The sequence below is a fragment of the Kitasatospora sp. NPDC094028 genome (genome assembly GCF_049543595.1).
Classification (GTDB): Bacteria; Actinomycetota; Actinomycetes; order Streptomycetales; family Streptomycetaceae; genus Kitasatospora.
The window spans coordinates 41646-65405 of sequence record NZ_JBMVFA010000011.1 but is presented as its reverse complement, the minus strand read 5'-3'; the positions used below and the strand labels follow the sequence as shown (position 1 = coordinate 65405).

28 protein-coding genes are annotated in these 23760 nt (G+C 73.8%); 19 read left to right on the top strand and 9 right to left on the bottom strand.

Going from position 1 to position 23760, the window contains the following annotated elements; all coding sequences use genetic code 11:
• The first annotated feature begins 181 nt into the window (after positions 1-181).
• Both ACPC54_RS18660 and ACPC54_RS18655 read left to right on the top strand, forming a co-directional pair.
• A complete protein-coding gene (locus ACPC54_RS18660) occupies positions 182-1489 on the top strand; it encodes a hypothetical protein (protein WP_498966006.1) in 1308 nt (435 codons plus the stop codon).
• A 340-nt stretch (positions 1490-1829) separates the two neighbouring features.
• Positions 1830-2657, top strand: coding sequence for a hypothetical protein (locus ACPC54_RS18655; RefSeq protein WP_498966005.1), 828 nt, complete (start codon positions 1830-1832; stop codon positions 2655-2657).
• Positions 2658-2699: 42 nt separating this feature from the next.
• Here ACPC54_RS18655 and ACPC54_RS18650 read toward each other — a convergent pair whose 3' ends face one another.
• The 3 genes from ACPC54_RS18650 to ACPC54_RS18640 all read right to left on the bottom strand — a co-directional run bounded on the left by ACPC54_RS18650 (position 2700) and on the right by ACPC54_RS18640 (position 5361).
• The gene (locus ACPC54_RS18650; RefSeq protein ID WP_498966004.1) at positions 2700-3167 is read right to left on the bottom strand and encodes a hypothetical protein; all 468 of its coding nucleotides are present in this window, start codon (positions 3165-3167) and stop codon (positions 2700-2702) included.
• A 53-nt stretch (positions 3168-3220) separates the two neighbouring features.
• Positions 3221-3538 carry a WhiB family transcriptional regulator gene (locus tag ACPC54_RS18645; RefSeq protein WP_498966002.1) on the bottom strand — a complete coding sequence of 106 codons (318 nt, stop codon included), beginning with the start codon at positions 3536-3538 and terminating at the stop codon, positions 3221-3223.
• A 200-nt stretch (positions 3539-3738) separates the two neighbouring features.
• Positions 3739-5361 carry a hypothetical protein gene (locus ACPC54_RS18640; RefSeq protein WP_498966001.1) on the bottom strand — a complete coding sequence of 541 codons (1623 nt, stop codon included), beginning with the start codon at positions 5359-5361 and terminating at the stop codon, positions 3739-3741.
• A 178-nt stretch (positions 5362-5539) separates the two neighbouring features.
• Here ACPC54_RS18640 and ACPC54_RS18635 point away from each other — a divergent pair, with 178 nt between their 5' ends.
• The 6 genes from ACPC54_RS18635 to ACPC54_RS18610 all read left to right on the top strand — a co-directional run bounded on the left by ACPC54_RS18635 (position 5540) and on the right by ACPC54_RS18610 (position 8966).
• Entirely contained in the window at positions 5540-5962 is a 423-nt protein-coding gene (locus ACPC54_RS18635; RefSeq protein ID WP_498965999.1) for a hypothetical protein, read from the top strand.
• Positions 5963-6262: 300 nt separating this feature from the next.
• Positions 6263-7078 (top strand): hypothetical protein, encoded by an 816-nt coding sequence (locus ACPC54_RS18630; RefSeq protein WP_498965997.1) that lies wholly within the window; start codon positions 6263-6265, stop codon positions 7076-7078.
• A 20-nt stretch (positions 7079-7098) separates the two neighbouring features.
• The gene (locus tag ACPC54_RS18625) at positions 7099-7572 is read left to right on the top strand and encodes a hypothetical protein (RefSeq protein ID WP_498965995.1); all 474 of its coding nucleotides are present in this window, start codon (positions 7099-7101) and stop codon (positions 7570-7572) included.
• Between the two features lie 3 nt (positions 7573-7575).
• Complete coding sequence (locus ACPC54_RS18620; RefSeq protein WP_498965993.1) at positions 7576-8277, top strand: hypothetical protein; 702 nt, start codon at positions 7576-7578, stop codon at positions 8275-8277.
• Entirely contained in the window at positions 8277-8513 is a 237-nt protein-coding gene (locus ACPC54_RS18615; protein ID WP_498965991.1) for a hypothetical protein, read from the top strand. The genes ACPC54_RS18620 and ACPC54_RS18615 overlap by 1 nt, the downstream gene beginning before the upstream one ends.
• An 84-nt stretch (positions 8514-8597) precedes the next feature.
• The gene (locus tag ACPC54_RS18610) at positions 8598-8966 is read left to right on the top strand and encodes a hypothetical protein (protein WP_498965989.1); all 369 of its coding nucleotides are present in this window, start codon (positions 8598-8600) and stop codon (positions 8964-8966) included.
• On the opposite strand, the gene ACPC54_RS18605 is transcribed toward ACPC54_RS18610, so the two are convergent.
• Positions 8950-9747 (bottom strand): protein phosphatase 2C domain-containing protein, encoded by a 798-nt coding sequence (locus ACPC54_RS18605; RefSeq protein WP_498965987.1) that lies wholly within the window; start codon positions 9745-9747, stop codon positions 8950-8952. The genes ACPC54_RS18610 and ACPC54_RS18605 overlap by 17 nt on opposite strands.
• Before the next feature lie 2 nt (positions 9748-9749).
• Positions 9750-11099, bottom strand: a complete 1350-nt coding sequence (locus ACPC54_RS18600) for an NsdA family TPR-like regulatory protein (protein ID WP_498965985.1) — start codon at positions 11097-11099, stop codon at positions 9750-9752.
• Positions 11100-11356: 257 nt separating this feature from the next.
• On the opposite strand from ACPC54_RS18600, the gene ACPC54_RS18595 reads away from it, so the two are divergent.
• From ACPC54_RS18595 to ACPC54_RS18585, 3 genes are all read left to right on the top strand, one after another.
• Positions 11357-11893, top strand: a complete 537-nt coding sequence (locus tag ACPC54_RS18595) for an ATP-binding protein (RefSeq protein ID WP_498965983.1) — start codon at positions 11357-11359, stop codon at positions 11891-11893.
• Positions 11893-12198, top strand: a complete 306-nt coding sequence (locus ACPC54_RS18590; protein WP_498965981.1) for a hypothetical protein — start codon at positions 11893-11895, stop codon at positions 12196-12198. Before ACPC54_RS18595 ends, ACPC54_RS18590 begins: the two co-directional genes overlap by 1 nt.
• Before the next feature lie 205 nt (positions 12199-12403).
• Positions 12404-13348 (top strand): hypothetical protein, encoded by a 945-nt coding sequence (locus ACPC54_RS18585; RefSeq protein WP_498965979.1) that lies wholly within the window; start codon positions 12404-12406, stop codon positions 13346-13348.
• 242 nt (positions 13349-13590) lie between these two features.
• On the opposite strand, the gene ACPC54_RS18580 is transcribed toward ACPC54_RS18585, so the two are convergent.
• Positions 13591-14181: a hypothetical protein gene (locus ACPC54_RS18580; RefSeq protein ID WP_498965977.1), complete on the bottom strand. Its 591-nt coding sequence runs from the start codon at positions 14179-14181 to the stop codon at positions 13591-13593.
• 231 nt (positions 14182-14412) lie between these two features.
• Between ACPC54_RS18580 and ACPC54_RS18575 the strand changes: the two genes are divergently transcribed.
• The 4 genes from ACPC54_RS18575 (at position 14413) to ACPC54_RS18560 (ending at position 16886) form a co-directional block, all read left to right on the top strand.
• Positions 14413-14811 carry a hypothetical protein gene (locus ACPC54_RS18575; RefSeq protein WP_498965975.1) on the top strand — a complete coding sequence of 133 codons (399 nt, stop codon included), beginning with the start codon at positions 14413-14415 and terminating at the stop codon, positions 14809-14811.
• Between the two features lie 82 nt (positions 14812-14893).
• Positions 14894-15127, top strand: a complete 234-nt coding sequence (locus tag ACPC54_RS18570) for a hypothetical protein (RefSeq protein ID WP_498965973.1) — start codon at positions 14894-14896, stop codon at positions 15125-15127.
• Positions 15128-15325: 198 nt separating this feature from the next.
• A complete protein-coding gene (locus tag ACPC54_RS18565; RefSeq protein ID WP_498965972.1) occupies positions 15326-15571 on the top strand; it encodes a hypothetical protein in 246 nt (81 codons plus the stop codon).
• Positions 15572-15623: 52 nt separating this feature from the next.
• The gene (locus ACPC54_RS18560) at positions 15624-16886 is read left to right on the top strand and encodes an IS110 family RNA-guided transposase (RefSeq protein WP_498965970.1); all 1263 of its coding nucleotides are present in this window, start codon (positions 15624-15626) and stop codon (positions 16884-16886) included.
• Positions 16887-17174: 288 nt separating this feature from the next.
• Here the strand turns inward: ACPC54_RS18560 and ACPC54_RS18555 are convergent, their stop codons facing one another.
• Complete coding sequence (locus ACPC54_RS18555; RefSeq protein WP_498965968.1) at positions 17175-18029, bottom strand: hypothetical protein; 855 nt, start codon at positions 18027-18029, stop codon at positions 17175-17177.
• Positions 18026-18610 carry a hypothetical protein gene (locus ACPC54_RS18550; RefSeq protein WP_498965967.1) on the bottom strand — a complete coding sequence of 195 codons (585 nt, stop codon included), beginning with the start codon at positions 18608-18610 and terminating at the stop codon, positions 18026-18028. Before ACPC54_RS18550 ends, ACPC54_RS18555 begins: the two co-directional genes overlap by 4 nt.
• Positions 18611-18826: 216 nt before the next feature.
• Here ACPC54_RS18550 and ACPC54_RS18545 point away from each other — a divergent pair, with 216 nt between their 5' ends.
• From ACPC54_RS18545 to ACPC54_RS18530, 4 genes are all read left to right on the top strand, one after another.
• Positions 18827-19336, top strand: a complete 510-nt coding sequence (locus ACPC54_RS18545; protein WP_498965965.1) for a hypothetical protein — start codon at positions 18827-18829, stop codon at positions 19334-19336.
• A gap of 46 nt (positions 19337-19382) precedes the next feature.
• Positions 19383-19769: a hypothetical protein gene (locus tag ACPC54_RS18540; RefSeq protein ID WP_498965963.1), complete on the top strand. Its 387-nt coding sequence runs from the start codon at positions 19383-19385 to the stop codon at positions 19767-19769.
• Between the two features lie 83 nt (positions 19770-19852).
• Complete coding sequence (locus ACPC54_RS18535) at positions 19853-22039, top strand: helicase-associated domain-containing protein (protein ID WP_498965961.1); 2187 nt, start codon at positions 19853-19855, stop codon at positions 22037-22039.
• A gap of 88 nt (positions 22040-22127) precedes the next feature.
• Positions 22128-22655: a hypothetical protein gene (locus tag ACPC54_RS18530; protein WP_498965959.1), complete on the top strand. Its 528-nt coding sequence runs from the start codon at positions 22128-22130 to the stop codon at positions 22653-22655.
• Between the two features lie 7 nt (positions 22656-22662).
• On the opposite strand, the gene ACPC54_RS18525 is transcribed toward ACPC54_RS18530, so the two are convergent.
• Positions 22663-23490 (bottom strand): endonuclease/exonuclease/phosphatase family protein, encoded by an 828-nt coding sequence (locus ACPC54_RS18525; RefSeq protein WP_498965957.1) that lies wholly within the window; start codon positions 23488-23490, stop codon positions 22663-22665.
• Positions 23491-23760 lie beyond the last annotated feature (270 nt).

The window sequence follows — 23760 nt, the reverse complement described above, 5'->3', positions numbered from 1 at the left end:
CGGGCTGGACTTGCCCGGTACAGTGGCGCCCTGCGGCGTGCACGTACGCCGCTCCCGGGTGGTCGCAGCCCCACGCCCAGACCCCCCTCGTCTGGGCAAGGTTCTCGGAATCGCGTGCACCACCCATCGTCGCTGTTCCACTTCGCGATGTGGGCGTGGGGCACGTCGCCGAGGTCAACAGATGACGAAGAACCGAGCCCGCAACCGGGCCGTGCGCGCGCAGCGCGCCGAGGACACCGCCGCCGGCCAGCGCCGGCGCTTCGACCAGACCGGCCAGGTCGTCGACCAGCAGCACACCGCCGACGAGGTCAGCCGGCGGCAGGCGCCTCCGGGCATCGCCCCGGCCCCGAAGGCCGGCCCCGAGTACGAGATCCTGACCGTCCCGCTGATCGTCGCCACCATGCTGCCCGTCGGGGGCGAGGGCCTGGAGGCCGCCCAGGTGCTGGCCGGCGCCTGCGACTACCTGGTCGGCGAGGACGGCTGGTACCGGGCCCGGGCCGACGTGCACGGTCCGCTCCCCACCAAGGAGAGCGCGATGGCGCCGCTGCCCGGACACCGGCCGGCGATGCTGCTGGTGCGGGTGTCCGCCCGCCGGGAGTGGACCTCCACCGACGCGGTCGCCGCGTTCCTGAGCCACGCGGCGGCCGCCATCATCACCGCGCTGGTCGAGCGCTACCCCGAGGTGACCGAGCGGTCCGTGCACGTCCAGGCACTCCCGCTGGAGACCGCCGCCCAGATGACCGGCACCAAGGCCCCCGACGCCGTCACCCCCCACCCGCACCCGGACCTGCTCACCGGTCCCGAGGCCGCGCCGGTCGAGGTGCTGGCCGGCCCCGGCCACCCCTTCCGGGTCGTCGACGCCCAGGACACCGGCTGGTACCGCATCGAGGCGGACCTCTACCGCGCCGACCACGCCCAGGTGCGCCGGCTGGAGGAGATGACGTACCGGGAACTGCGGGCCGCCCGCGGACCCCTTCGCCCCGTCGTCGCCGCCACCGCGGCCGACCGCGACCGGGTGCAGGCCGCTCTCACCGGCGCCGGCCCCAAGGCCCTGGCCAGCCTGCTGGTCGCCCTCTACCGCCTTGCCCGACGCCACGCCTACGAGGAGGACGAGCGGTCCGGCAAGCTCCAGAGCGGGCGCCTGTACGCGGGCAACGAGGAGTCGTGGCAGAGCCTGGCGATGCGGACCCTGGCCTGGGGGCCCGGTGTCGATCTCGCCGACAAGCCGAAGCCTATCGACGAGAACACCGTCACCGAGCTGATGACGGTGATCGACAGCTGGGTGTCCGGCGACGAGTACTACGTCGAGGTCGCCGACACCCTCGCCGCGCTCTTCGCCCGGACCGCGGCCGCCGGCGGCGGCTGGCCGGCGCTGGCCGATGGCCACTTCCAGCACGGTGCCCGCTTCGCGCACTCGAGCCAGACCATCGACAACGCCATGGCCTGGCTCCTGCAAGGCGCAGCTCCGCCGCCGGTCGGCCAGGCGTAAGAGCGCCGGGACCGCCAACCGGGATCGGCGGAGTCGGCGACAGCCCGGCCGGATGGGTGGCACCCTGACGGGCCGCCAGGCGCGGGGGGGGGGCCCCCCCGGGGGGGCCCCCGGCCCCGGGGGGGGGGGGGGGGGGGGGGGGGGGGGCGCGCCGGGGGGCCGGGGGGCGGGGGGGGGGGGGGGGGGCCCCCCGGGGGGGGCCCCCCCCGGCGCCTGGCTGAGGGGCGGGCCGGTGCCGGGCGCTACTCTCGGCGCCGGGCGGCCGGGTTGTGCCGGCTGCCGCCCGCCACGGCCCCGCTGCGCGGCAGCGCCGGCCCCGGACAAGGACACCTCGACCATCGTGAGCGCCGTCTTCACCAAGGACCCCGCAGCTAGCGCCGACCAGGCCTCCACAGGGCCGCTTCGCGTCTGGCTGCAAGCCCTCCTTCCGGCCCTGCCCGAACTGCTCGCGGCGCACCGGGCCGACCTGGACGACGGCAAACGGGACACCTCCGCCCGCCTGGTCGACGACCTCTCTCGCCACCGCGATGTCCCCGTCCCCGTGGCCGAGTTCGTGGGGCGCCTGGTGGTCGCGCTCAACCGGCAGCCCGAGCCGTTCACCCTGCCCGCCACCTCGGCTGCCGCGCCGGAGCGCGATCTGCGGCAGATCACCGCGACGCTCACACAGGCGCTCGCCCGCGAGGCCATCGTCCAGCCCGTCACCAGGGACTGGCTCTGCAGCGAAGGCCTGCGGGCCGTCGAGCACGAGTTCGCCCTCTGCGCCTACCGCTCCTATCAGCCGGAGCGGGCGGCGGACGCCGACGATCCGCGCGAGCGCGCCGCCGCCCGCCGTACGGAGAACGAGGACCGGGAGCGAATCGACCGGCAGACCCGCGACCTGCTGCGCGAGGGCCTGCGGCACCTGAGCCAGGCGGTGATCCCCCCGGGCGACCAGGCCGTGGTCACCTTCGCCCAACCACGCAAACTCGTCCGCTACGTCATGTCCAGTGTCGAGGACATGGCACAGACCCTCTACGGACTCCGGCAGTCGCTGGCCGAGCACGGCATCGAGCCGCTCGACTGGCTGCAGAAGACCTGCGGACTCACCCCCGAGGCGGCCGCCCTGATGGATCGCGCGATGGCCGCCGCGGACGACGCCGCAGACGACGGGGAAGACGCGGACGAGTGACCCCGGGCGCTTGCCGGCGCCGGCTTCAGGCGGCGCGGCGCCTCAGGCCCCACCGGGGATCAGGCCCGGCGCGGCGCCGCGCGTCCCGACGATCCACGGGGAGCGCTCCGCCAGGCTTAGCCACCGCTGCGGATCGAACGCCGGCATCACCACGATCGTGGTCAGGCCGCTCGCCGTCCCGCGCACCCGCTCCTGCCACAGCTCGCGCAGTGCGACGGCGACACCGACCGGGTCCGGTGGGAACGTGCTGTCCTGGCGGCGGTGCCACAGCCGTACGGCGAACAGCTGGAAGCCCTCCCCCGCGGCCGCCATCCCCTGGCGCTCCCCGAGGTCGCGCGCGAACTCCTGGACATCCGCCGGAACATTGGAGAACCCGATCAGCGCGGCCGCCGGCACCGGCAGGTGCAGCACGCTGTCGGCCATCCGGCAGGCCAGCACCTTCGCGTCGGTGCCGGGAAGCACCCCGGCGCAGGCCAGCAGGATCGTCTCTACGACGTCATCGGCGGTCACGCAGCCAACGTAGTGGCTGCTCGACCCGCCCGGGCCCGGAACCGGACAGGCGGTCAGCTCGCGCGGGTCAACTCCGCCCGGACCCCGACCTGCTGGTCGTACTCCCGCCGTGCCTGGTCCAGCAGCCTGCTCCAGGAGTCGACGGTCGGGCGGCGCTTGAGCAGCGCCCGACGTTCGCGGTCGGTCATCCCGCCCCACACCCCGTGATCAATTCTGTTGTCCAGCGCGTACGCCAGGCACTCCGTACGCACCACGCAGCCGCTGCACACCGCCTTCGCACGATTCTGCCCCGCACCCTCGACGAACAGTTCGTCCGGATCACTGGTGCGGCAGGCGCCGCGCGCGGCCCAGTCCGTGTCGCTGTCCTCCACGTCGTTCCCCTCCCCCGAGGATCGGATCGCGTACCCCACCCGGCCGTTGATCGCCGACCGGGCCGCTGACACTACGCCAGACCCCGGCCGACACGAAACCGCCATGTCACCCGTTCGGGTGAAATGGGGCAGGTCGCCGACCGCGACCCCGGCCGCTCGGCGGGGTCCGCGCCCGGGGCGCTGCCGAGCGGCCCGGGCGTCTACGCGGCGGGAGCCCAGACCGGGACCGTGCCGCTCTTCGCCTTCTCGGGGCGTAGCAGCGCGGCGATACGGTGCACCGGTACCGGCAGCGGGTCGTGGCCGCCCCAGGGGGCGAACAGCACCAGGGACTCGGTGGCGTCGGTGTCGGTGACGGTCCCGCTCAGCGAGGCCAGGACCGGCTTGTCGCGGGTGCCGCACTCCACGGTCAGGGCCAGCACCTGGTCCCGGTCGAGGCCGGCCAGGGCCTCCGCCAGGCCGGCGATCCCGTGACCGTCCGGAACCCACAGCGCCTGATCCCCGCGGGCGCTGGCGCGGGCCTGCTCGACGGCCGCAGACGGGACGGCCCCCGCGTCGGTGTCCGCGTCGGCGGGCCGGTACGGGAAGAGCCCGCGGGCCAGCTCGGCGGCCCGCGCCACGAAGTCGTCGTCGTCGGCGCCGGGATCGGCGACCACCCGGCCTGCACCGGCCCGGACGGCTCGGTGGGCGACAGCGGCCGGAAGGGCGAGCACCGCGGCGAAGTTGACGTGGCCGCCGTCTCGGCCGCCGTACGGGACCACGGCCAGCGGCTCGACGAGGGACAGGTGCGCCAGATCCGCGTCCTGGTCCAGGGTGAGCGGCCAGGTCAGGACGGTGACCAGCATCTGCTCCCCGTCCTCGCCGCGGCCGGCGTCCCGCAGCGCCGCCTCCAACTGCCCGCACCAGGCGGTGCCGGCGCTCGGCGCCCAGCGCGCCAGCTCGCTGTCGGCCCACTGGGCGGGCGAGGCGAAACCGGAGCCGTCCAGGACCGGGGCCGGCAGCGCGCGCACGTCCACGACCCGGGCCCCGGCCAGCTGCGCGTCGAGCGCGGCCAGCGCGGCGGCGAGGGCCTCCTCGGGGCCGCCGCCCAGCTCGCGTGCCGCGGACCAGGCGGAGGAGACCACCACCCAGGGTTCGGCGGGCAGGTCGGCGGCGCGGGCGAGGCGGCGCGAGAGGGCTGCGACCGTCCGCCCGTCCGGGGCCAACGGGTCCGTGGCGGCGCCGAGACCGGCCGCCACGTCGCGCACGACCCCCGCCGAGGCGAGCGGCGGGCAGGTGCCGGCCAGCCACTGGAGGAGGTCGCGGTGCCGGGCGCGGGCACGGTCCCAGGCGGCGGCGACGGCGCCGGCCTCGGCGCGGTAGCGCGGGTGGCTGGCGGCGATGGCCACCCAGGCGTGCACCAGCTGGTCGTCGCGGTCGCCGGCCAGGGCGCGCAGCCGGGCGAAGGCCAGGTGGGGCATCGCGGCCCGGGCGTGCGCGAGGTGCTCGGCGTCCGCCAGCGCGGACAGCAGGGCGCCCGCCTGCGCCGCGGCCTGCCACAGGCTGCGCACGACGGCCGGCAGCGGCAACCGGCGGCACGCCGGGCAGATCCGGTCGTACACCTCGGCGATCACGACCTCCCGCGACAGGCCGGACTGCGCGGCGCGCCGGCACGAGCCCGGGGAAGACCGCGGGCGGTGGAGGACGCCTTTGCCCCCGGACAGCTTGGCCGTGGCCGCGAGCAGCAGGGGCAGCTCGACGCCGACCGCGCGCAGGGCGCCGGCGTCGACGGCCGGGAGCGGCCCGGCGGGCACCGGGACGCGCTGCGGATCGAACGCCGAGATCATGGCCACCGACGGTACCGGACCCCCAGCTCCCGGCTCGACGACGGCCCCGGCCGCCCCGGGGCCCACCGGCCGCGAACGGTACGCTGCGCGTCGGGTAGATTACGGCTCGCTACCGGTAGTTGCGGGAGCTGGTGGAGTGTCAGGAGCACCGCAGCGTTCGGCGGAAGGGGCGGACACAGTGTCGAGTGCAGTCAGGCCGACGGCCGCGACGGCGGTCATGCTGGGGCTGGCCGTGCTGCCCGGCGTGATCTGGTGGCCCGTGTTCACCCCGTACCACGCGGCCGGCCTGCGCCACGCCGGGCTGGACGGCTTCGAGGCATGGGCGGCGGCGCTGGTCCTGCCGGTGTTCGGCGTCGCCTGCGCCTACACCGTCCGGGACCTGCCCCGCCGGGGCATCACCTACTTGTCGGTGCTGTTCACCGCCGTCATGGGGGTCTTCCTCGCCCACGTCGGCCTGCCGGCCGGCCGCCCGGGGAACCTGGGCTGGGCCGACTCGCTCTACGTCGGGCTGGCCAGCGCCGCCATCGCCTTCGCCGCCCCGCACGCCGCCCTGCAGACCTGGGCGAAGGCGCGGGCCCGGGCGGAGCGCGGCCGAGCCTGACCGCCGTGCCGCACTCCGCCGCCGCCGCGGCTGGGCCGGCCCATATCCCATGGGCCCCCGGCGCGGCCAACTCATTCCAATCGGGGTGCAGTTCACCCCTCCCCCGCCGTAGTGTGGTCCTCTCCCGCGGCCCTCTAGGCGCCGCTCGCGCGTCTAGAAGACCGCTGACCAGCACTTTCACCGAATGCCGCTAGAGCTCTAGGCACCCCTTCCACGGGGTGCCTAGAGCTGCGCCTAGGACTGAAAGGGGTTCGTCCGTGTATCAATTCGAACAAACGTGCCTATTCGAGGGGGTGCGCCGTGTCTGACGACCTGCCCGCCCTCCCATCCGGGCCGCCCCGGCTGGCACTGCCGCCCGCACCCCCGCCGCCCGGCCGGGAGGACCAGCCGGTCACCGTGCTGGTCTCCGCGCGCACCGTCCTGCCGGCCACCCCGCCGGCCGCCGCGCCAGCGCCGGGGCGGACCCGGGTCCGGAACCTCACCGCGGACCCGGAGGAGGAGTTCGTCGATCCGGACCGCTCCCGCCCGCGCCGGCTGTGGCCGCTGGAGCCGCCCTGGGACAAGACCGGCGGACCCCGCCCCCGGGGCGCCGGAACCAGGAGTGCCGGGAGTACCGAGCCGGCGGCCGAACCCGTGGCGGAACCGCCCCAGGCTCGGGCCGCCGAGCGGCGGCGCACCCGGACCAGGCGGCGGCGCACCCCCGATCCGCCGCCCGCCGAGGACGAACCGGCCGGACCCGACGTCCCCGCGCCCGTCCCGGCGCCGGCCGCCGACCAGGAGTCCCCGCTGCTGGTGTGGCTCTTCGCCCCGGGCGACCAGGACGCCGTGGACTACGGCTGGAACCGGCGCAACTGCCGCCTCGCGTTCCAGTACGTCCTGCCGTGCGCACCCGCCCTCGCGGCCGGCTGGCTCACCGACTTCGGGGAGCAGCTGCGGCGCATCCCGGACACGACCATGGCGCTGTCGTTCGGCGGCGCGCTGACCGTGTTCTTCCTGCTGGCCGCCAACGCGGCCAAGCGGCTGATCTGGCCGCTGGCGTGGCTGGCCCGCCTGCCGGCCGCCACGTGCCTGATCGCAACCGTCTTCTACGTCAAGATCCACCAGGGGCAGCTGTGACCTGGGGGAAGGAGCACACCGTGTCCTACCTGCTGGCGGCCGGACAGCCCGCCCAGGTGAACGACCTCGGCAACAACCTTGGCCTGAGCCTGGGCACCGGCGGACCGGCCATGGTCTTGTTCGTCGTGCTGATCCTCATGGTGAAGAAGGGCGGCAACGACAAGATCAAGAAGACCGGCTACGGGATGATGATGCTCTCCTTCGCCGCGACGACCACCTTCACCGCGGCCGGCGGCCCGTTCGCCACCAGCGTCGTCATCACCCGCACCCTGCTGATGGCCGTGATGGACAACCCGAAGATGGTCAACGTCACCGGCGTCGGCATGGCCGCCTGCATCCTGGCGTTCGCCGTGCTGCGCAAGCACAGCCTGGTGCGTGGCGCCTGGACCGGCCACGCCCTCGCCGTCTCCTTCGCCCTGTCCGGCGCCGCCGTCCTGCTCTGGCCAGCACAGGCCATCGCCCAGGGCATCTCGACCATGCACCTGGGAGGCTGACCGATGGCCAGGAAGCAGGCGCAGAAGGAGAAGACGCAGTGGGGGCCGGGCGGAGCGGTGATCGCCTGGCAGGTGGCCGAGCGGATCCGCAGCGGCCTGCGGGCCACGTTCAAGGTGCTCGGCTCCAACGCCGTCTCCAGCTGGAGCGGCTTCGTCATCGCCATCTGGCTGGTCGTCTTCACGGTCATCGCGCTGGTCCTGTGGCCGGCTTCGCTCACCGTGCCGCTCCTGCTGGGAGGGCTGCTCGTCTCCTCGCTGCGCCTGGGGACCACGCCGGAGCCCGACTTCGACACCGAGCCCGAGCCGGAGCCGCGGCGCTCCCGGGTGTCGCTGGAGAAGCCGGAGCCCGAGGACGAGGAGCACGACGACTGGGAGGAAGAGGAGGAGCAGCCCGAGGACGAGGTGCCGGCGGCCGAGGCCGCGGAGGTGTACTCGCCGGAGACGATCCGCGCCGAGCTGATCGCCCTGGCGTGGCGGCAGATCGGCGACGGGCCGGGCGTGCACCTGGAGCAGCTGGTCGAGCGGATGCACGCCGAGGGCCTGACCGGCTGGACGGTCAAGGACCTGGCCCGGTTCTACCGCGGCTACGGGATCGAGGTGGGGCAGCTCTGGCTGCCCGGCCGCTCCAACCGCACCGGCATCCGCCGCGAGCACATGCCCGCCCGGCCCGGCGCTGGCGCGGCCGGCGAGCGGAAGGCGATCTGATGGCCAGGGCCTACTGCTGCACCGCGTGCGGCTACACCTCGAGGCCGACGTGGCGGCCGTCGAAGCTGACCGGCGACCGGCGGGCGCACCGCGACCGGGCCCACCACGGCGAGGCGCGCGACGGCGAGCACATCGTCGCGGTGCCGATGCACGACGGGCTCAAGGTGCTGCTCACCCTCGGCGCACTGTCGGCCGCCGGCGCCCTGCACGCCGCGTGGCGGGCGCTCTTCGGCTGACCGGCAGCACCACGGCGGGCGGTGGGCGGCAGCAAATGCTGTCGCCCACCGCGCTGTTGGCGCACCGGCCCTAGACTCTGCGCCATGCTGACCGCCCCGCCCGCCGTGCCCGACGTTCCCCTCGACGAGCTGCCCGCCGCCCTGGTACCCGTGCTGAGCGGCCTGTGCCCGCCCGACGCGGGAGGCTACGGAGCGGCCGGGTCGCTGACCCTGACCGACCAGCAGGCCGAGCACCCGGGAACCGACGCGATCCGCACCGCCGTGCGCAAGGCCGCGCACACCCTCGGCTGGAAGGTCACCACGCACCGCTACGAGCTGGCCGGCGTGCCGGCGATCTCGGTGAAGGACAACCGGCCCGTCCCCGAGCAGCACCGGGGCGCGGTCGAGCAGCACCTGCAGCGCCGGATGCGCGAGGCCGTCGACCACGTCGCCCGGCTCAGGCTCCTGCGGTAGCCGCTGGCCGCACCGTGCAGTGGACCAGCGTGGCGTCGTCGTGCTTCTTGCCGCGGAGCTGGCCCGGACCGATGCCCAGCCGCGCCGGGTCGGTGTTCCGCTCGGCCTCGCGGGTCAGCTTGATCACGTGCGAGGGCTTTGCCGTGCGCAGCAGCGCGAGCAGGTCCACCCAGGACCAGTCGTAGCGCTCGGCCAGGCGGCTGGCGCCGTCGCTGAACAGCGTGAACGAGGTGACCTGGTCCAGCGGAAGCGTCTCGGTCACCGCCCGGTCGGCAGCCTCGGGCCGGGTGCTCGCCACCCAGAACCCGTCGTCGGTGTTGCGCAGTTCGCGGCGGGCCTGTTCGGTGTAGGAGGGCAGGCGGGTGGTGCGCTCGTCCACGACCACCCGGACGGTGCCGTCCACGCGGACGACCGCGATCGGGGAGTCGGCCAGCGACAGCACCTCCAGCACCCCCGCGCGCACCCGGGCGATGGCCACCGTCGAGGACGGCGAGTCGGGGTTGTCCATGTCGCAGGTGGTGCCGTGGTCGGCGACCAGCTCGGTCAGGGCCCGGCGCAGGACCTCGGTCAGCGTCAGGTCGGCACCGCCGGTGAGCAGCGCCGCGAGGCGGGCCGCGAGCTGGTGGGAGTACCAGGCCACGGTGTGGCAGCAGCCGGTCTCGCCGCTTCCGGCGCTCGCCCCGTCCAGGACGATCGCGAAGTCGGCGCCGACGACCAGGGCGTCGTCGTTGGCCTTGGCGCCCGGGGACGCGGCGGTCGCGTGGGTGAACTCGAGGATCACGGTCAGGCCGCCATCGCCGGGAGGTTCACCAGGCGCTCGCGGAAGGCCTTCACCGTGGGCTCGGCCGCGTACGGGTTTAGCCCGGCGTCGAAGTCCCGCAGCGCGTCCACCGCGCGTACCGAGTGCACCGGGCCCTCCAGCAGCGAGAGGCCGAAGCCGGCGGCGTCCAGCGCGCCGTCCAGGTCTCGGCCGGCCAGGCGGGCCTTGGCCAGGCGCCCGGAGCGCACCGCCTGGTCGCGCGGCACCGCGCCGGCGATCGAGCGGGCGAGCACATCGGTGGCCTGCTCCACCTTGCCGGAGCGCAGCATCACCTTGCCCTCGGTGCTCTCGATCTGCGCGGGGCCGTACCAGGCGAGGTAGGCGGGCAGCTCGTCGCCGTGGCCGGGCCACAGGCCGCGCGAGCGGTCCAGCGCGGCGGCGGCCCGGTCGTGGCGGCCGTCGCGCGACAGCGACTCCGCGGCGTGCAGCTCCAGGTAGCTGCGCACCGCCGGGGCGACCTTCGAGCCGGCGCTGTCCAGGGCGGTGTTCACCAGGTCGGTGCGCCCGGCGTTGTCGCCGTGATCGGACAGGTGCACGCCCATCTCGGCGAGCAGGAACGCACCCTGCGCGTCGTCGCCGGACGAGCGCGCGGCGCGCAGCGCGCCGACGTAGTACTGCTGGCCGGCCGAGCGCAGCCCGGCGTCGTAGGCCATCCACCCGGCGATGTAGGAGATCTGGGAGGCCAGGCCGTACAGCTGGACCTCTATCGCCTGGCTGTAGGTGCCGTGCTTGAGGAGGGTCTCGACCATCGCGAGATCGCCCTTGGCCTGGTCGAGCAGGCGGGCCCCGCCCAGTTGCGCGTCCAGGGTCCGCAGCGTCTGGATGCGGGTGGTGAGGGTGGTGACCATCTCGTCGGTGACGCGGTCGCCGCCGGCGGCCGCGGCGAACGCCTCGCCCGATGTGGCCCAGCCCGCGGCCACGGCGGCCATTAGCGTGCCGGTGATGGTGAGAAAGCCCCTACGGTCGACGTCCATTCGCCCACTCCTGACCAGATCCGCCAGCACATCGAGAGTACCGGCCCGCGTCCACGGCGCCATGACCCCGGTCACCTCCCAGACGGGAAGCCACCGGGGCCACGGATTCGCTGCCACCGTAGCCGGGTTGACATCGAGTAAGGAGGCGAGGACCAGCTGGGCACCCGGCTCGGGCTCCTGGCCGTGGCGCCACTTCCACACCAGGGTGCGGTTGGTCGCCAGCGGGATTCCCATGGCAGCGCCCTTGTCCATCATGAGCCGGGCGAACTCGGCGACCCTCCAGCCGCGTTGGGCGAGCACGTAGTCGAGCGGGTGCGATGCGACGCTGTGTGACGCCATGTCAGGTCCCCTCGTGGGCAGGGCAGCCCGCTGATCCTAGTACTGACAGCCGCCGCTGATCAGCGCAAAGTGAAGAGAAACCCCCCAGAAACCTAGCCAGTTGCTGGGCCCGGCCGTGAGGCTTTACCCACCGCAGCGGGATGGCGCGAGTGCTCATAACCCCCGCCGCCGCGCGGTGCGGGAACCGCGTCCGCCCGGATGCCGTGGGCACCTGGGCGGACGCGGGCCGCCAACCACCGGAAAGGGGGTTCCTCGCCGTGACCACCACCACCGCCAGCAGCAGCCCCGTGATCCTCACGTGCGGCTTCCTGCTCGCCAGAACCGAGCGGGAGGTCGCCCGCGGCCGCACCAAGGTCCTCGACCTGCTCGCCCAGACCGGGGCCGCCCTGGGGCCGGACACCGAGCAGCGCGTACGCACCGTGGCCTCCGAGCTGATCACCGGCGCGGTCACCCATGCCAAGGGCCCCTACCTCCAGGTCTTCCTGTACGTGGACCGCCTGCGCGCCCAGCTGCTGATCGTCGTGCACGACGGCGCGGTCAACGCGCCGAAGCCCCGCTCGGCCGGCCCCGACCCCCGGGCGGGAGTCGGCATGTTCCTCACCCGGCTCTGGTCGCTGGCCTGGGGCGCGGAGAACACCACCTGCGGCAAACGGATGTGGGCGCAGCTCCAACTGCCCGCCCAGCCGATCAGCCGCCGCGAGCTCCTGCTCGGGCGCCGCGCCGCGCTCCACCGCGCCTCCCGGGTCCGCGTCCGGCCCGCGCCGCCCGAACTCGCCGGCCGGCGGGCCGCCTGATGGCCATCGCCTGGGTCCTGGACGAGAAGCAGGACGCGCTGGCCGGCATCGACACCAGCACCTGGCTGCGCCCGCCCGAGGTGTGGGCCCGCTACCAGTGGGACCTGATCGGCAGCTGCTTCAAGTGCGAGAAGTCCGCCGAGGTGGTCGCCGTGGTCGGCGACAGCATCTGGGACGGTCAGCTCTGCGCCCTGACCATGTGCCAGTCCTGCGTCTACCGGCTCTACCTCAAGCACCTGCGCGAGGCCTACGGCCTGCCGCCGCTGCCCGTCGTCCAGCAGCTCTTCTACGACCCCGTCGTCTAGACCACCCGCACTCCGGCGCCGACCTCGCCTCCCAGGACGCGGCCGCCGGACCGGCCCAGCCGCCCGCCCAGGACCCCCCGTTTCCCTGGGGCGGGCACCGACCGGCAGGGCCAGCACCACCGCCGGGGTCCTCAGGCCCGAGGGAGTGCCCGAGGACCCCGGCCGCGACCACCACCACAGCACCGAAGGCGAGATGAGAACCACGATGAGCAGCACCACGGACGTGATCAGGATCCTCGGCGTCAACTGCCAGCAGGGCCGCTCCCGCGATCAGCTGTGCGACTGGATCGACCAGCTGACCCCGGCCGTGGACGCGATCATGTGGCACGAGGCCATCATCGGCGACCCCGCCAAGGGCATCGAGTCCGACTGGGCGGCCGTCTCCAAGCGCCTGGACATGGACGCCTACCCCACCGCCCCGAACCACGGCCGCAACAAGGTGAACGTGATCTTCCTGCGGCGCGAGGGCCGGCTGGTCTTCGAGGACGCCTTCGACCACCCCCGCCCGTACGGCTTCCTCGCCCCGGCGAACCTCACCGTGCGGCTGCGCCGTCCGGACAACACCCTGGCCCGCCGTCCGATCTCCCTGGTCTCCGGCCACGCCCCCTACCAGTCCGCGACCGGCCGCTTCATGGAGGCCGAGTGGCTGACCGGCCTGTTCAAGCACGGCCTGCTCGGCTACGGCCACCACGACTGGAACTCCTACCGCACCTCCGGCCGCCCGGCCACCAGCCTGCACACCGTCAAGGACCGGCCCTTCGCCGCGAACCGTTCCGTGCTGACCGACGACGGCGTGCACGTTGCCGACGACCGGCCCGACCGGCACCTGCGCTACGCCGGACTCGTCGACGTCGGCATCTACGCCGCCAACGAGCTCGGCCAGGCCGGCGCGGACGGCGGCACCGCCGGCTACGGCCACCAGACCCGGCTCCAGCGCGGCGTAGATGCCGACGTCGACCTCGCGGTGTGCATCGACCGCGGCTACGCCGTGCTCGAGATGGCCAAGACCCTGGTCGCCGGCGGCGTCATCGACACCCCCGAGCTGCGCGGCGCCTCCGACCACCTGCCGGTCGACGCCCAGTTCTCCTACGCGCAGCTGCTGGCCGCGGCCGACCTCAGCGACGAGGAAGCCGAGTACATCGTGCACTGATGAGACTCCGGCCCGCCCGTGGGTTGCCGCCCCCTGCTGCTCGGGGCGGCCGTGGTGGACGGGCGGGCCGGACCGCAGCCGGCCGGGCAGGACGGCTGCAACGGGGAAGGCGGCGGGTGAGCCAGGGGCGGTCTGACGGGGCCGGCCTCACCCGCCGCCGCACTGCGCCCTCGTGCAGGGCCGGGCGGCGGCGAGGCTCCGGCGCCACGACCACGAGCACGACCCCTGATCTGCGCCGCCGTTCAGACGAACTCCGACAGGTCGACGGCAGGCGCCCCGCCGAGGTCGCCGCGGCGCAGCAGCGCCTGCCCGGTGGAGGTCAGCACCGCGGTACCGCCGTCCGATCCGGTGTCCACCAGCTGGTTGGCGATCAGGTCCCTCAGCGCGGCGGTGCTGAGCGGGGAGCCGCCGAGCGCGCCGGCATCCACCCACCGCCCGCACCGCCTGGTGACGCGACCCTGGTCGACGGCCTGGAGCAACCCCCAGTCCGCTTCCGTGACCGGTCGCACCGCGCTCACCCGGACGGCGACGTTGCGGCAGGCCGGCGCGTCGACCGTCTCGGCCTCCAGCCCGCCGTCACGGGCCAGCTGGCGGATCTGATCGTGAAATCGGCCTTCGCTGACCTCGTCACCCTCGTCGTGGACGTAGCTGATCTTCCAGCCGGGCGGCTGCTCGGCCGTGGTGATGACGAAGCCGGACCGGCGGCGTACGACGGCGCCGGCATCGTCGCGGCCAGGCTCCTGACGGGGCAGCAGGCCCTTGGCGGTGAGCAGCTCGAGCACCGCCTCCTTGCCCGGGCGGATGCGGATGAGCGGGGACTGGTCGGCCGGCACAAGGTCGCCTTCTGGAGGAACGCGGCGCAGCAGGCCGCGGACGGCACGTGCCCGAGCGGCACCCGGGCCTGACCACCACCGTAGGGCGCGCGGCATGGCTGTCGGGCGGGCGGTCCAGGGAAGCACCGGAACGGGTGACACCACGGCGGCCTCAGTTGCCTCCCCGCCCGTACGGGCGGGTGTCGGAGAGCTCGGCGGGCGCGCCCCGGCGGACGGTGCGACGGTGAGGACATGACCAGCGAAGCCGATCTCGTCTCCTCCCGGGTGATCAGCCCCGACCACTTCGCCGAGGGCGAGACCGTGTACGTGCTCGGCTCCCCCGCCGAGGTGAGCCCGCTCTCCGGGGTCGCGTCCGTGCTGCTCGAGGTCACCGGCGAGCGGGGCTGCCACGTCACCGGCGAGACGGGCCTGTGGTTGGCCGGGCCGGCGGGGCGGCAGCTCGCTTCGGCCCGGTACCTGATCCACCAGGTGCCCGCCTGCGACACCTGTGCCGGCTTTCGCCGGGACCTGGCGGCCGAGATCGCCGGCAGCGACTGGGGAGACACCCCGCCGGGCCAAGTGCTGCTGTACGGCCGGTTCGGCGACCAGCTCGTCCACATCGCCGACGCCCTGCGCCTCGACCTGGCCTGACCGGTGGCTTCGGGTCGGCGGACCGGGTGAAGCGCGGCGCGTTCACCGCGGCGGTCACCGTGGCCGGCGCCACCATGGCGGTATGAGCAACCCGCCGACCTTGTGGGCGATCGAGGCCCTGTCCGGCGCGGCCTGGGACCGCGGGCTGGTCCTCAAGCGGACCGACGAGTGCACACCGCAGGAGAACCGCCGCCGGGTGAGGGCGATGCTGACCACCATGTACGCCAGCGACCCGGAGCTGGTGTGGCGCGGCATCGAGGTGGTCGTCACCGCGGACGGCACCGAGCAGGTCACCGTGCTGCAACACAACCAGTAGTCCACCGCGCAGCAGCGCAGGTCGGTTTCGTACGGCAGGTGTCCTCCCGTGCGTGGCGAGGCTGGCCCAGCAGGGGGCACGCTCGCCAGGGTTGTCCGTACCGGGTCGCTGGAGCGGAGCCGGTGCGGCGGACGTCGGGGCACTGTCGGTGGCACGTCTTACGGTGTTCCGACGCAATTGGACTACTGGGGAGGGGTGTTGGCGGGGTTCTGGGTGGAGGTGGCCGGGCCGGTGTCGGTGTGGTTCGGGGTGAACCTCGAATCCCCGACGGCCCAGGTCGCCGCGCGGCAGGTCAGTACGGACTGCCTGCGTCGGGTGCCGAAGAGCGCGGTGCGGACGGTGACCGTGTGGGCGGCCAGTTCCGGGGCCCGGTGCCGACCGGCCGCCGCGCCGCTGCTGACGATCCGTCCGATGGAGAAGAAGAACAAGAAGAAGGGGCGCTGAAGGTGCAGGGACCAGACTGCCGCAGGCGGCGACCGGCTGGGGCGGCGAGGGCGTGACGCGCTGGTGGGCCGGGGTGGACTGGTCGGAGATACTACAGGACTGCGCCATCGTCGACGGCAACGGCAAGGTGGTCACCCACGTGCGCGTCGAGGAGAGCCCGGCCGGCGTGGCCCAGTTCGTCACCGCGCTGCGCGAGCTCAACCCCCGCTCGCACCGCTTCTCCCGCCTCCAGGTGCCGGTCGCGATCGAGGACAGGCGCCGGCTCTTCGCGGTCGAGCTGCAGCGCTTAGGCCAACCCGTTGTTGTGGTCCCGCCCGCCGTCGTCGCCCGCCACCGGGGACGCATGGCCCCAGCGCCCCCCAAGTCGGACCGCACCGACGCCGCCCTGCTGGCCAACATCATCCGCATGTACCCGGACCTGCACCGGGAGGTCCCCAGGACCTCCGACCAGGCGACCGCCGTCGCCATGATGGCCCGGGCCCAGGAGGAGGCCGCGGACCGCGCCCGGCAGCTGATGCTCAGCCTGCGCAGCCACCTGATGCTCTACTACCCGGCGGCCACCGAGGCGTGGGCGACGATGCAGCACGGACTGCGGCGCGCCGAAGCCCGGGCCGTCCTCACCCAGGCCCCCACACCGCGGGCGGCCGCGGCGCTGAGCAAGCGGAAGATCGCCGAGACGCTGGCCCGCGCGGGACGCAGCCGGCTCATCGACACCGAGGCCGCGCGGCTGCTGGAGCTCTTCGCCCAGCCCCGCCTGCGCCAGCGCCCGGCGACGGAGCAGGCGATGGGCGTGCGCGCCGCCGTCCTGCTCACCGACCTCAGCCAGGCCTGCACCCACGCCCAACAGTTGGCCGACCAGACCGAGGAACTGTTCTCCCAGCACCCGCACGCCGAGATCTACCGGTCCTTTCCCGGCTGCGGACCGCTGACCAGCGCACGGCTGTTCGGCGAGATCGGAGACGATCCGGACCGGTTCACCACCGCCCGCGGACTGTGCTCCTACGCCGGAACCGCACCGCTGACCTGGGCCTCCGGCGGAAGCCGGTCCGTGACCCACCGCCAGGTGGCCAACCGCCGCCTGAAGGGCACCACCCACCAGTGGGCGTTCAACACCCTGACCCGCTCCCCAGGCGCCCGGCGCCTGTACGACGAACGCCGGGAGAAGGGCGACGGCTACGCGGCGGCGCTGCGCCGGGTGGGAGGCCGACTGCTGAGCGGTCTGCACCACTGCCTGCTCCACGGCGAGTTCTACTCGGAGGAGGCGATGTTCGGAACCAGCGCGGACCGGGGCGGTCCGGAGGCCGGCCAGAGCTGACACCTGCGCTCACCTCGGGCCGCCGAGCCCTCACGCGGAAGCGGTGCCTGGCCGCGCCACCAGATCGCCCCGGAGCCGGACCGGCCGACGGGCAGCCGGATCGACACCTTCATGAGACCCCGGGCCGCCGAGCCCTTTCGCGGGAACGGTGCCGGCTGCCTCTCCGCCGGGCCGACCCAGGGCGCGGGCTAGACCAGGGCCACCAGGGAAGAGGCGCAGGCTCCACTGCCCGGCGAACCAGAGGTGTCCTGCCAGCGTGGTCCAGCGCAGCGGCGTTGACGACGTGCGTCAGCCGTTGGCTGACGGGGGCGCTGGTGGGGCGATGAGCTTGGCGTACCGCTTGTGCGCCGACTGCTTGGCCATGCCGAGGACCTGGCCGACGTCCGCCCAGGATGCGCCGGCGCCGCGCGCCCGGCCGATGAGGGCGGCCTCCTGGCCGTCGAGCTGCGTGCGCAGGTGTGCGACGAGGGCGAGCGCTGCGAGCGAGGAGTCCTGGTCGGGCTCGGGGTCTGCGAGCGCGGCGGCGAACGCATCGGCGGGCGGCATCGGCTCGGCACACTCACGCCAGGCCGCGCCGTGGTCGCCGCGGGCGTAGCGGCTGGTCAGCAGCTCGATCGGGGTCACGTCAGGGACTACCAGCAGGGGTGCGTCAGCCTCTAGCTGACGGTCTTCGGTCGGCGGGGCTAGGAGCCAGCCGATCCCCCGCCGCTCCTTCAGCAGCTTCAGCGCGTAGTCGGCGTCCCGGTCACGGCCCCACCGGGTCTCCTGGGCGGACTCCTCCAGCGCCCGCTCCACCATCGCGCTCTCCCGCGGGGTTGCCGTCCTGAGCGGGAACGCGACGTCCTCCAGCGAGCGGATCGCGAAGTAGCGAAGGTCGAGCCACTGGCCGGCCTCGCCGGATGAGAAAAGCCGGATCGCCGAGAGGACGATCGCCTCCTCGGAGAAGTCGCGGGAGGCGTAGATGATCTCCTTGTGGTCCGGCAGCCGCTGGGCGACGTCGGCGAGCACGGTGGCCGTCGTTGGCCCGTCGTGCCACCGGATCTCCCACTTCTTCTTGTGGTCGTAGTAGTCCGTCTCCATGGCGCAGCCGTGGCGCGTGGAGATGCGCTGCACGAAGGAGCGGATCTCGCTGCTGCGGCTCACCGGCCGGCTGCCTCGGGCCCGGGCTGCACGGCGGCGATCCACTTCGCGGCCGCGGTCGGCGTGGCGAAGCCGTCCTGCGAGGTGTCGAAGACCACCATGATCCCGTCGTGGTGCCAGCGAGGCTGGGCCTCCGCCTTCCAGCGCCACGCTCCGTGCGGCGTCGTGTAGCACCGGACCCGGCCGAGCACGTCGGCTTGGACCAGGTGGTCGGTGCGGCGGCCGGCGACCAGGTAGCCGAGCACCTGCGGCTCGCCGCTCAGGATCTGCCGGCCCGCGTACAGCCAGACCGGGCCGGCCTTGAGCGGCGGCGTGCCGTAGCCGACCGCGGCGAGCGGGGTGTGCTGGAAGGTGTGCTCCTCGCCGGTCACCTCCAGGATCCGGTCGCACGAGCGGCAAAGGATCTGGACCCGCATCTCGGTGTAGCGGGGGCCGTGGTCCTCGCACGTCGGGTTGCGGCACCCGTGCTCGCCGTCCGGCCGGGCGGTGTCGGCCTCCCGGTAGCGGACCTCCCAGCCGGTCGCCCGGCAGCCGTCGGCGTGCAGGGGCTGCAGGTAGCCGAAGTAGTCCCCGGTGATCGTCATCCGCCTGAAGTCCTTCCCCTGCCGCCGGCCCCGCTAGCCGTCATCCTACGGCTGACGGGCCCGTCGGACGGGACGCAACGGGGCGCAGCTGCCGGCCCCCGGCCACCGGCCGCAGGCACGTCCCGCCAAACGGTGAAGATTGGCCAAGGTGCACCGACTTCCCCTGGAAGGAGATAAGTTGACGGTCCGCCATAGACAAGGAGGAGAACCGCCGACGTGACCACCGAGCAGGCAGCCATCGACAGCGCCGTGAAGGCGATCGTCGCCGCCGCGAGCGCCGACGACTCCGGCGCGTTCTACAAGGCGCTGATGCCGCCAGCCGGCAAGGGCACACCTCCGGCCGAGGCCGCCACCTGGTTCGGGTCGCTGCTCATCCACCTGGCGCTCACCACCGCGACGGCCTCGAAGCTGGAACGGGGCTGCCCCCGGGAGACCGTCTCGGCGTGGATCAACGACGTGCTCGGCCCGCTGCCCACCCCGGCGCAGCTGCGCGCCGAGGACCCCGGCCGCATCGACCACGTCGAAGCGGTGCGCGATGCGGCCGACTATGCCCGGTGCCACGAGTACGCCGTCGACCTGATCCGGGTGGGCCTGGCCGCGCCCGGCGAGGACCTGGACGAGCGGGGCGTCGATGCTCACCACGCGGTCGTGAACGACAAGAAGGCGCACATCATCGTGACCAGGATGCTCGCCCGCCTCACCGCCGCTGCCGGTGTGCGCGGATGACGGTGCCGGCTGCTTCAATCATTGGAAACCCGGAGAGGACGGCACCGTGAGGCACGAGCAGCACCAGGAACCGCAAGGTGGATCCGTCGAGTCCCCAACGCCGACCGGCCTGTTGGTCGACCGGCTGCCGATCATCGGCATGGCCAAGGGCGGCGGGATCAAGTGGCCGACCTTCGCCAGCCCGGGCGGGCTCCTCGAGAAGCACCTCGAGGAGGTGCTCGCTGAACCGACGGCCCCGGTTCGGTCCCGTCCCGGGCCGCGCGTGCTGCCGCCGTCCGCTGCCGGGGCGGGACGGGTTGGCCACCAGCGCAGGCCCGGTGAAGGCTCGGCGCCGCGGAGCTCGCCGTGGTGGGCGCGGTCGATCCGGGCGAGCACCCTCCGCGCGGCCTGCGGCCCGGACGGTGCGCTGATCGCCAGGCGGCTGCTCGGCTGACCCTCCGGAGCCCCATACCAGCCGGGGTGGAACCTGCGCCAAACCCTCCCCGCGTGCCGCCGCTCCGATGCGACGATGTGCGGGTGAAGGATCAGATCCGCTCCTTGGCGCGGCTTTTGGCCGAGATGGACGATCAAGACAAGGCCGTCCTCCTCACTGCCCGGCCCGCTGCCGTGCAGTTGCCTCGTCCCCGCACGCTCCACCAGCTCGCGGCCCGCCTGCTAGGCACGGCCCCGCTGTCGCTCTCCGCCCTCGACCTCGGCCAGCAGCAGTTCCTGGAGGCCGCCGTCGCGGCGGCCGACCACACCCGTCAGCCAGGCGCACCGTTCGGCTGCGAGCGCGCCGACCTCGCCGCTCTGCTGGGCGTCGGTTCCGCGGTCACCGAGGACCGCTTCGCGGACGTACTGCAATCCCTCACAGTCCTCTCCCTGGCCTGGCCCGACGACACCCGGCTCCTCCTCCACCCCGACACCCCCGTCTTGTTCCCCCTCGCACTCGGGCGCCCCGCCCACGGCCGGCCGGCGATGCCCGCCACCGCGCCACTCGCCCCCGCAGCCCCCGTTCCCGAAACCCGCCCCGCCGCCGGGAGCGGCCCCGGGGCTGCGGTGGCAGCGCTGAACTCCGTGGACACCCTGCTGGCCGCGTTCGACGAGCCGTGGCCGGCGCTCAGGACGGGCGGCATCGGCGTGCGCGAGATCCGCCGCCTGGCCCGCCTCCTGGGCGGCGCCGAGGAGGACGCCCGGCTCTGGCTGCACCTGGCCGCGAACCTCGACCTGATCGACGAACAGGGCGGCCGCTGGAGCCGGACGGAGCGCGCACCCGGGTGGAGCCGCACACCCCCGGCCGACCGCCTCGCCCACCTTGCCCTCGCCTACGGCCAGGTCCGGATGGTCCCCGCCCTGCCACCGGCCATCGGGGACGACCCGCGACTGCTGAGCCAGTTTCCCGCGCAATCGTCCGGACCGGTCCCGTTCCCGCGCTACAGCGCCGAGCAACTCCGGCGCACCGTCCTGCGCGTCCTCGCCGCCCTGCCCGCCGGCCGCGCCGCTGTCGACGCCCCCGCCCTGGCGGCCGCTGTCCACTACCGCTCGCCACAGCTCGTCCAGCCCCACACTCCTGGCGGGCCACCTCCACCGCCCCAGCGCGCCGCCCACACCGCCCGGCCTAAACCAGCCGCCGCCGACGTGGCCGCCACGGTGCTGCGCGAGGCCGAGCTCACCGCCCTGGCCGACCACGGCACCCTGACCGCTCTGGGCCGCGCGTTCCTGCGCGACCCGGCCGACACAGCCGCCCTGCGCCGGGCCGCCGACGAGGTGCTGCAGCTGGTGGAGCAGGCCGCGATCCTGGCCGACCGCACCGTCCTGGTGCCCGGCACCCCCTCCTCCGCCCTCGCCGAACTGCTCGCCGGCCTCTGCGACCTGGAGTTCCGAGATACCCATACCTCAAGGTGGCGCTTCAGTCCCGCCGGCGTGCGCCGCTACTTCGACGATCACCCCGGCACCAACCCGGCCGACCTGCTGGAGACACTCGCCGCCCGCTCCACTACCCCCCTGCCGCAGGTCCTCACGGTCCTGATCACCGACACCGCCGCTCGGCACGGCCACATCACGGTCACCCGGACCGCTACCGTCCTGGACGTCCGCACCCCCGCCCTCGCCGCCGAACTCGCCCACCACCGCGACCTGGTCCGGCTGCAGCTGTGCCAGGTCGGCCCGACCACGCTCCTGTCTCCCATGAAGGAGGGCCCCGTCCTGGCTGCCCTGCGCTCCGCCGGCTACGCCCCCGACGGCCAGCCCCAGCCCCAGCCCCAGCCTCTGACCGCCCGGAAGGCCGGGAGGACGGAGCAGCCGGATCCGGCCGCCGCGCCGTACGAACTCCCCCGTAGCCTCCTGCTCCGGCAACCCCGTCCCCGTCGTGTTCCGGCCGACCCGGGCCTGTGGCCGTCCGGCTCGGCCGTGGACGGCCGGCCCGAACCGGTCGACGACCTCGCCCGGTTCATCCGGGACCGGGCCCCGGCCCTTGGGGGCGAGGACTGCGGTGTCCTGGCCGGAGCGCTCCGCGGCGGGCCCGGTGCCGTCGTCCATGTCGAGTACCGCACCCAGGGCCGCACCCACGAGAGCGCCACCGTTCGTGGTCCCCGCCTCGACCATCACGACCGGCTCACCTCGACCTCCCCCGGCCTGCGGGAGCCGATCGGCCTGGCCGTACTCCAACTCGTCCTGCCGCTGCCCGACGGCCGCAGGCCCCCGGCCCAAAGCGCGCAGACGTAGATGCCGGGACAGCCCGCGAGTTCTCCTTGAGCCCCGATGTTTCCGCGTTCTGGCCCGAAGGACCAGCTGAGGGACCTAGGTTGGTGGCATGGACGTTCAGAGCTTGTGGTGGCGGGCGGGCCGGCTGGCGTACGACATGCCGGCCGCGGGGTGGCTGGAGCACCGGTGGCACGACTCGGTGCGCCGGGCGGCCGCCGTTTTGGAACCGACCAGCACCCCGAAGGGCTACAGCAGCGGCCCGTGGATGAACGCGCTGCCGACCGTCGCACTGCTCATCTACACCGCGCGGGACCATGATCCGGACCGCGAGGCGGCCGACTGGCCCAAGACGCTCGACGGGGTAACAGCAGAGTGGATCATCGAGCAGGTCGCCGACCGGACCGGCCTGCCGGACAGGATCCGGACGGGACTGGAACGCTACAACCAGCTGGTGGACGGGAACCCGATCGGCAAGCTGTTCGCCGAGCTCACCTACGAGCACGAGCCCGTCATGAGCACGGTGGCGGGCACCGAACTGCCCTCCCTCGAGCAGCTGCCGGGCGGACCGCTTCTGGTCACCGGTGCCGAGTGGGCCGAGAGCCTGCTGACCCGGCACCACGTCACCACCACCGCCTGACTCAGTGTCAGTGGAGCCGGTCCAGTTCGATGGTCACGACCACCGCGGCGTGGTCGCTGAACCCGTCCGTGACCGGCTCGTCGTGCACCTCATAACCGACCACCGCCGGGGCGAGCGCAGGTGAGAGCAGCACCAGGTCCTGGCGGCGCGGCACGTCGCCCACGCCGAAGCCGCCGGTGAACCGGTCGTCCCGGCGAGCGTGGGCGACATCGGTGAAGCCGGCCGCCTGCAGCAGCTCCATCGCCGTCCGCTGCGCCGAGCGCGGCTCGTCCAGGCCGAGCTGGGCGTTGCGCAGGTGCGCTGGCAGCGGCGCCCAGTCTGGCTCCGGGTGCCCGAAGCCGAGCGAGTTGGCGTCGCCGAGAAGCACGGATCGGCGGCCGGGGTCCGCGAGGGTCTGGAGCGGCTGGACCTCCCTGGCCCGATTGGCCGGGTCGAACGGGTCCAGGTGCAGGTTGCGGAAGGCCCAGGGCACCGGGTCGCCGTCGATCTCCACGCTCGCCCAGCCCAGGACGTGGTGGTAGCGGGCGCGGTCCCCGTCCTCGGCCAGCACGCTGACCCGCGGGCCGAACAACAGCGCGGTGTGGAACCGGTGCCCGGTGGTGGTCTTGTTGGCGAACGCGAGGAAGGCGCTGGTCATGCCGAGCTGGCGGCGGGCCTGGTGCAGGCGCCGGCCGCCGAGCACGTCCCACACGGTGCATTCCTGGAGGGCGTAGGTGTCGGCCTCCAGGGAGCGCAGGAACCGGGCCTGCTGCTGCCAGCGGCGGTCGTCGCCGTACCCCTCGTCGTCCCGGCCGCCGAACAGGGTGTTGAAGGTGGCGATGCGCAGTTCTGCCATGCCCTGGAGCCTACGGATCGGACGGGCCGCCGTCTGCCGAACGCCGACTCCGCATCAGAACCCGAAGGCGGCATCCTCGACCGCCGGCCTTCTGCCGGCGTCAGCCTGTGGCTGACGGCGTTCCGGCTTCGTAGTCGGGTAGCTACGGCAGAGGGACAAGTAGCGCTCCGTAGTTCCCATAACTCTGCGTGATGCGCCTACCCCCGGCTGCCCCGTGCCGCTGAGTACCTTGGCGGGCGGGAGACGAGCCTGCCTTAAGGTAGACGATCA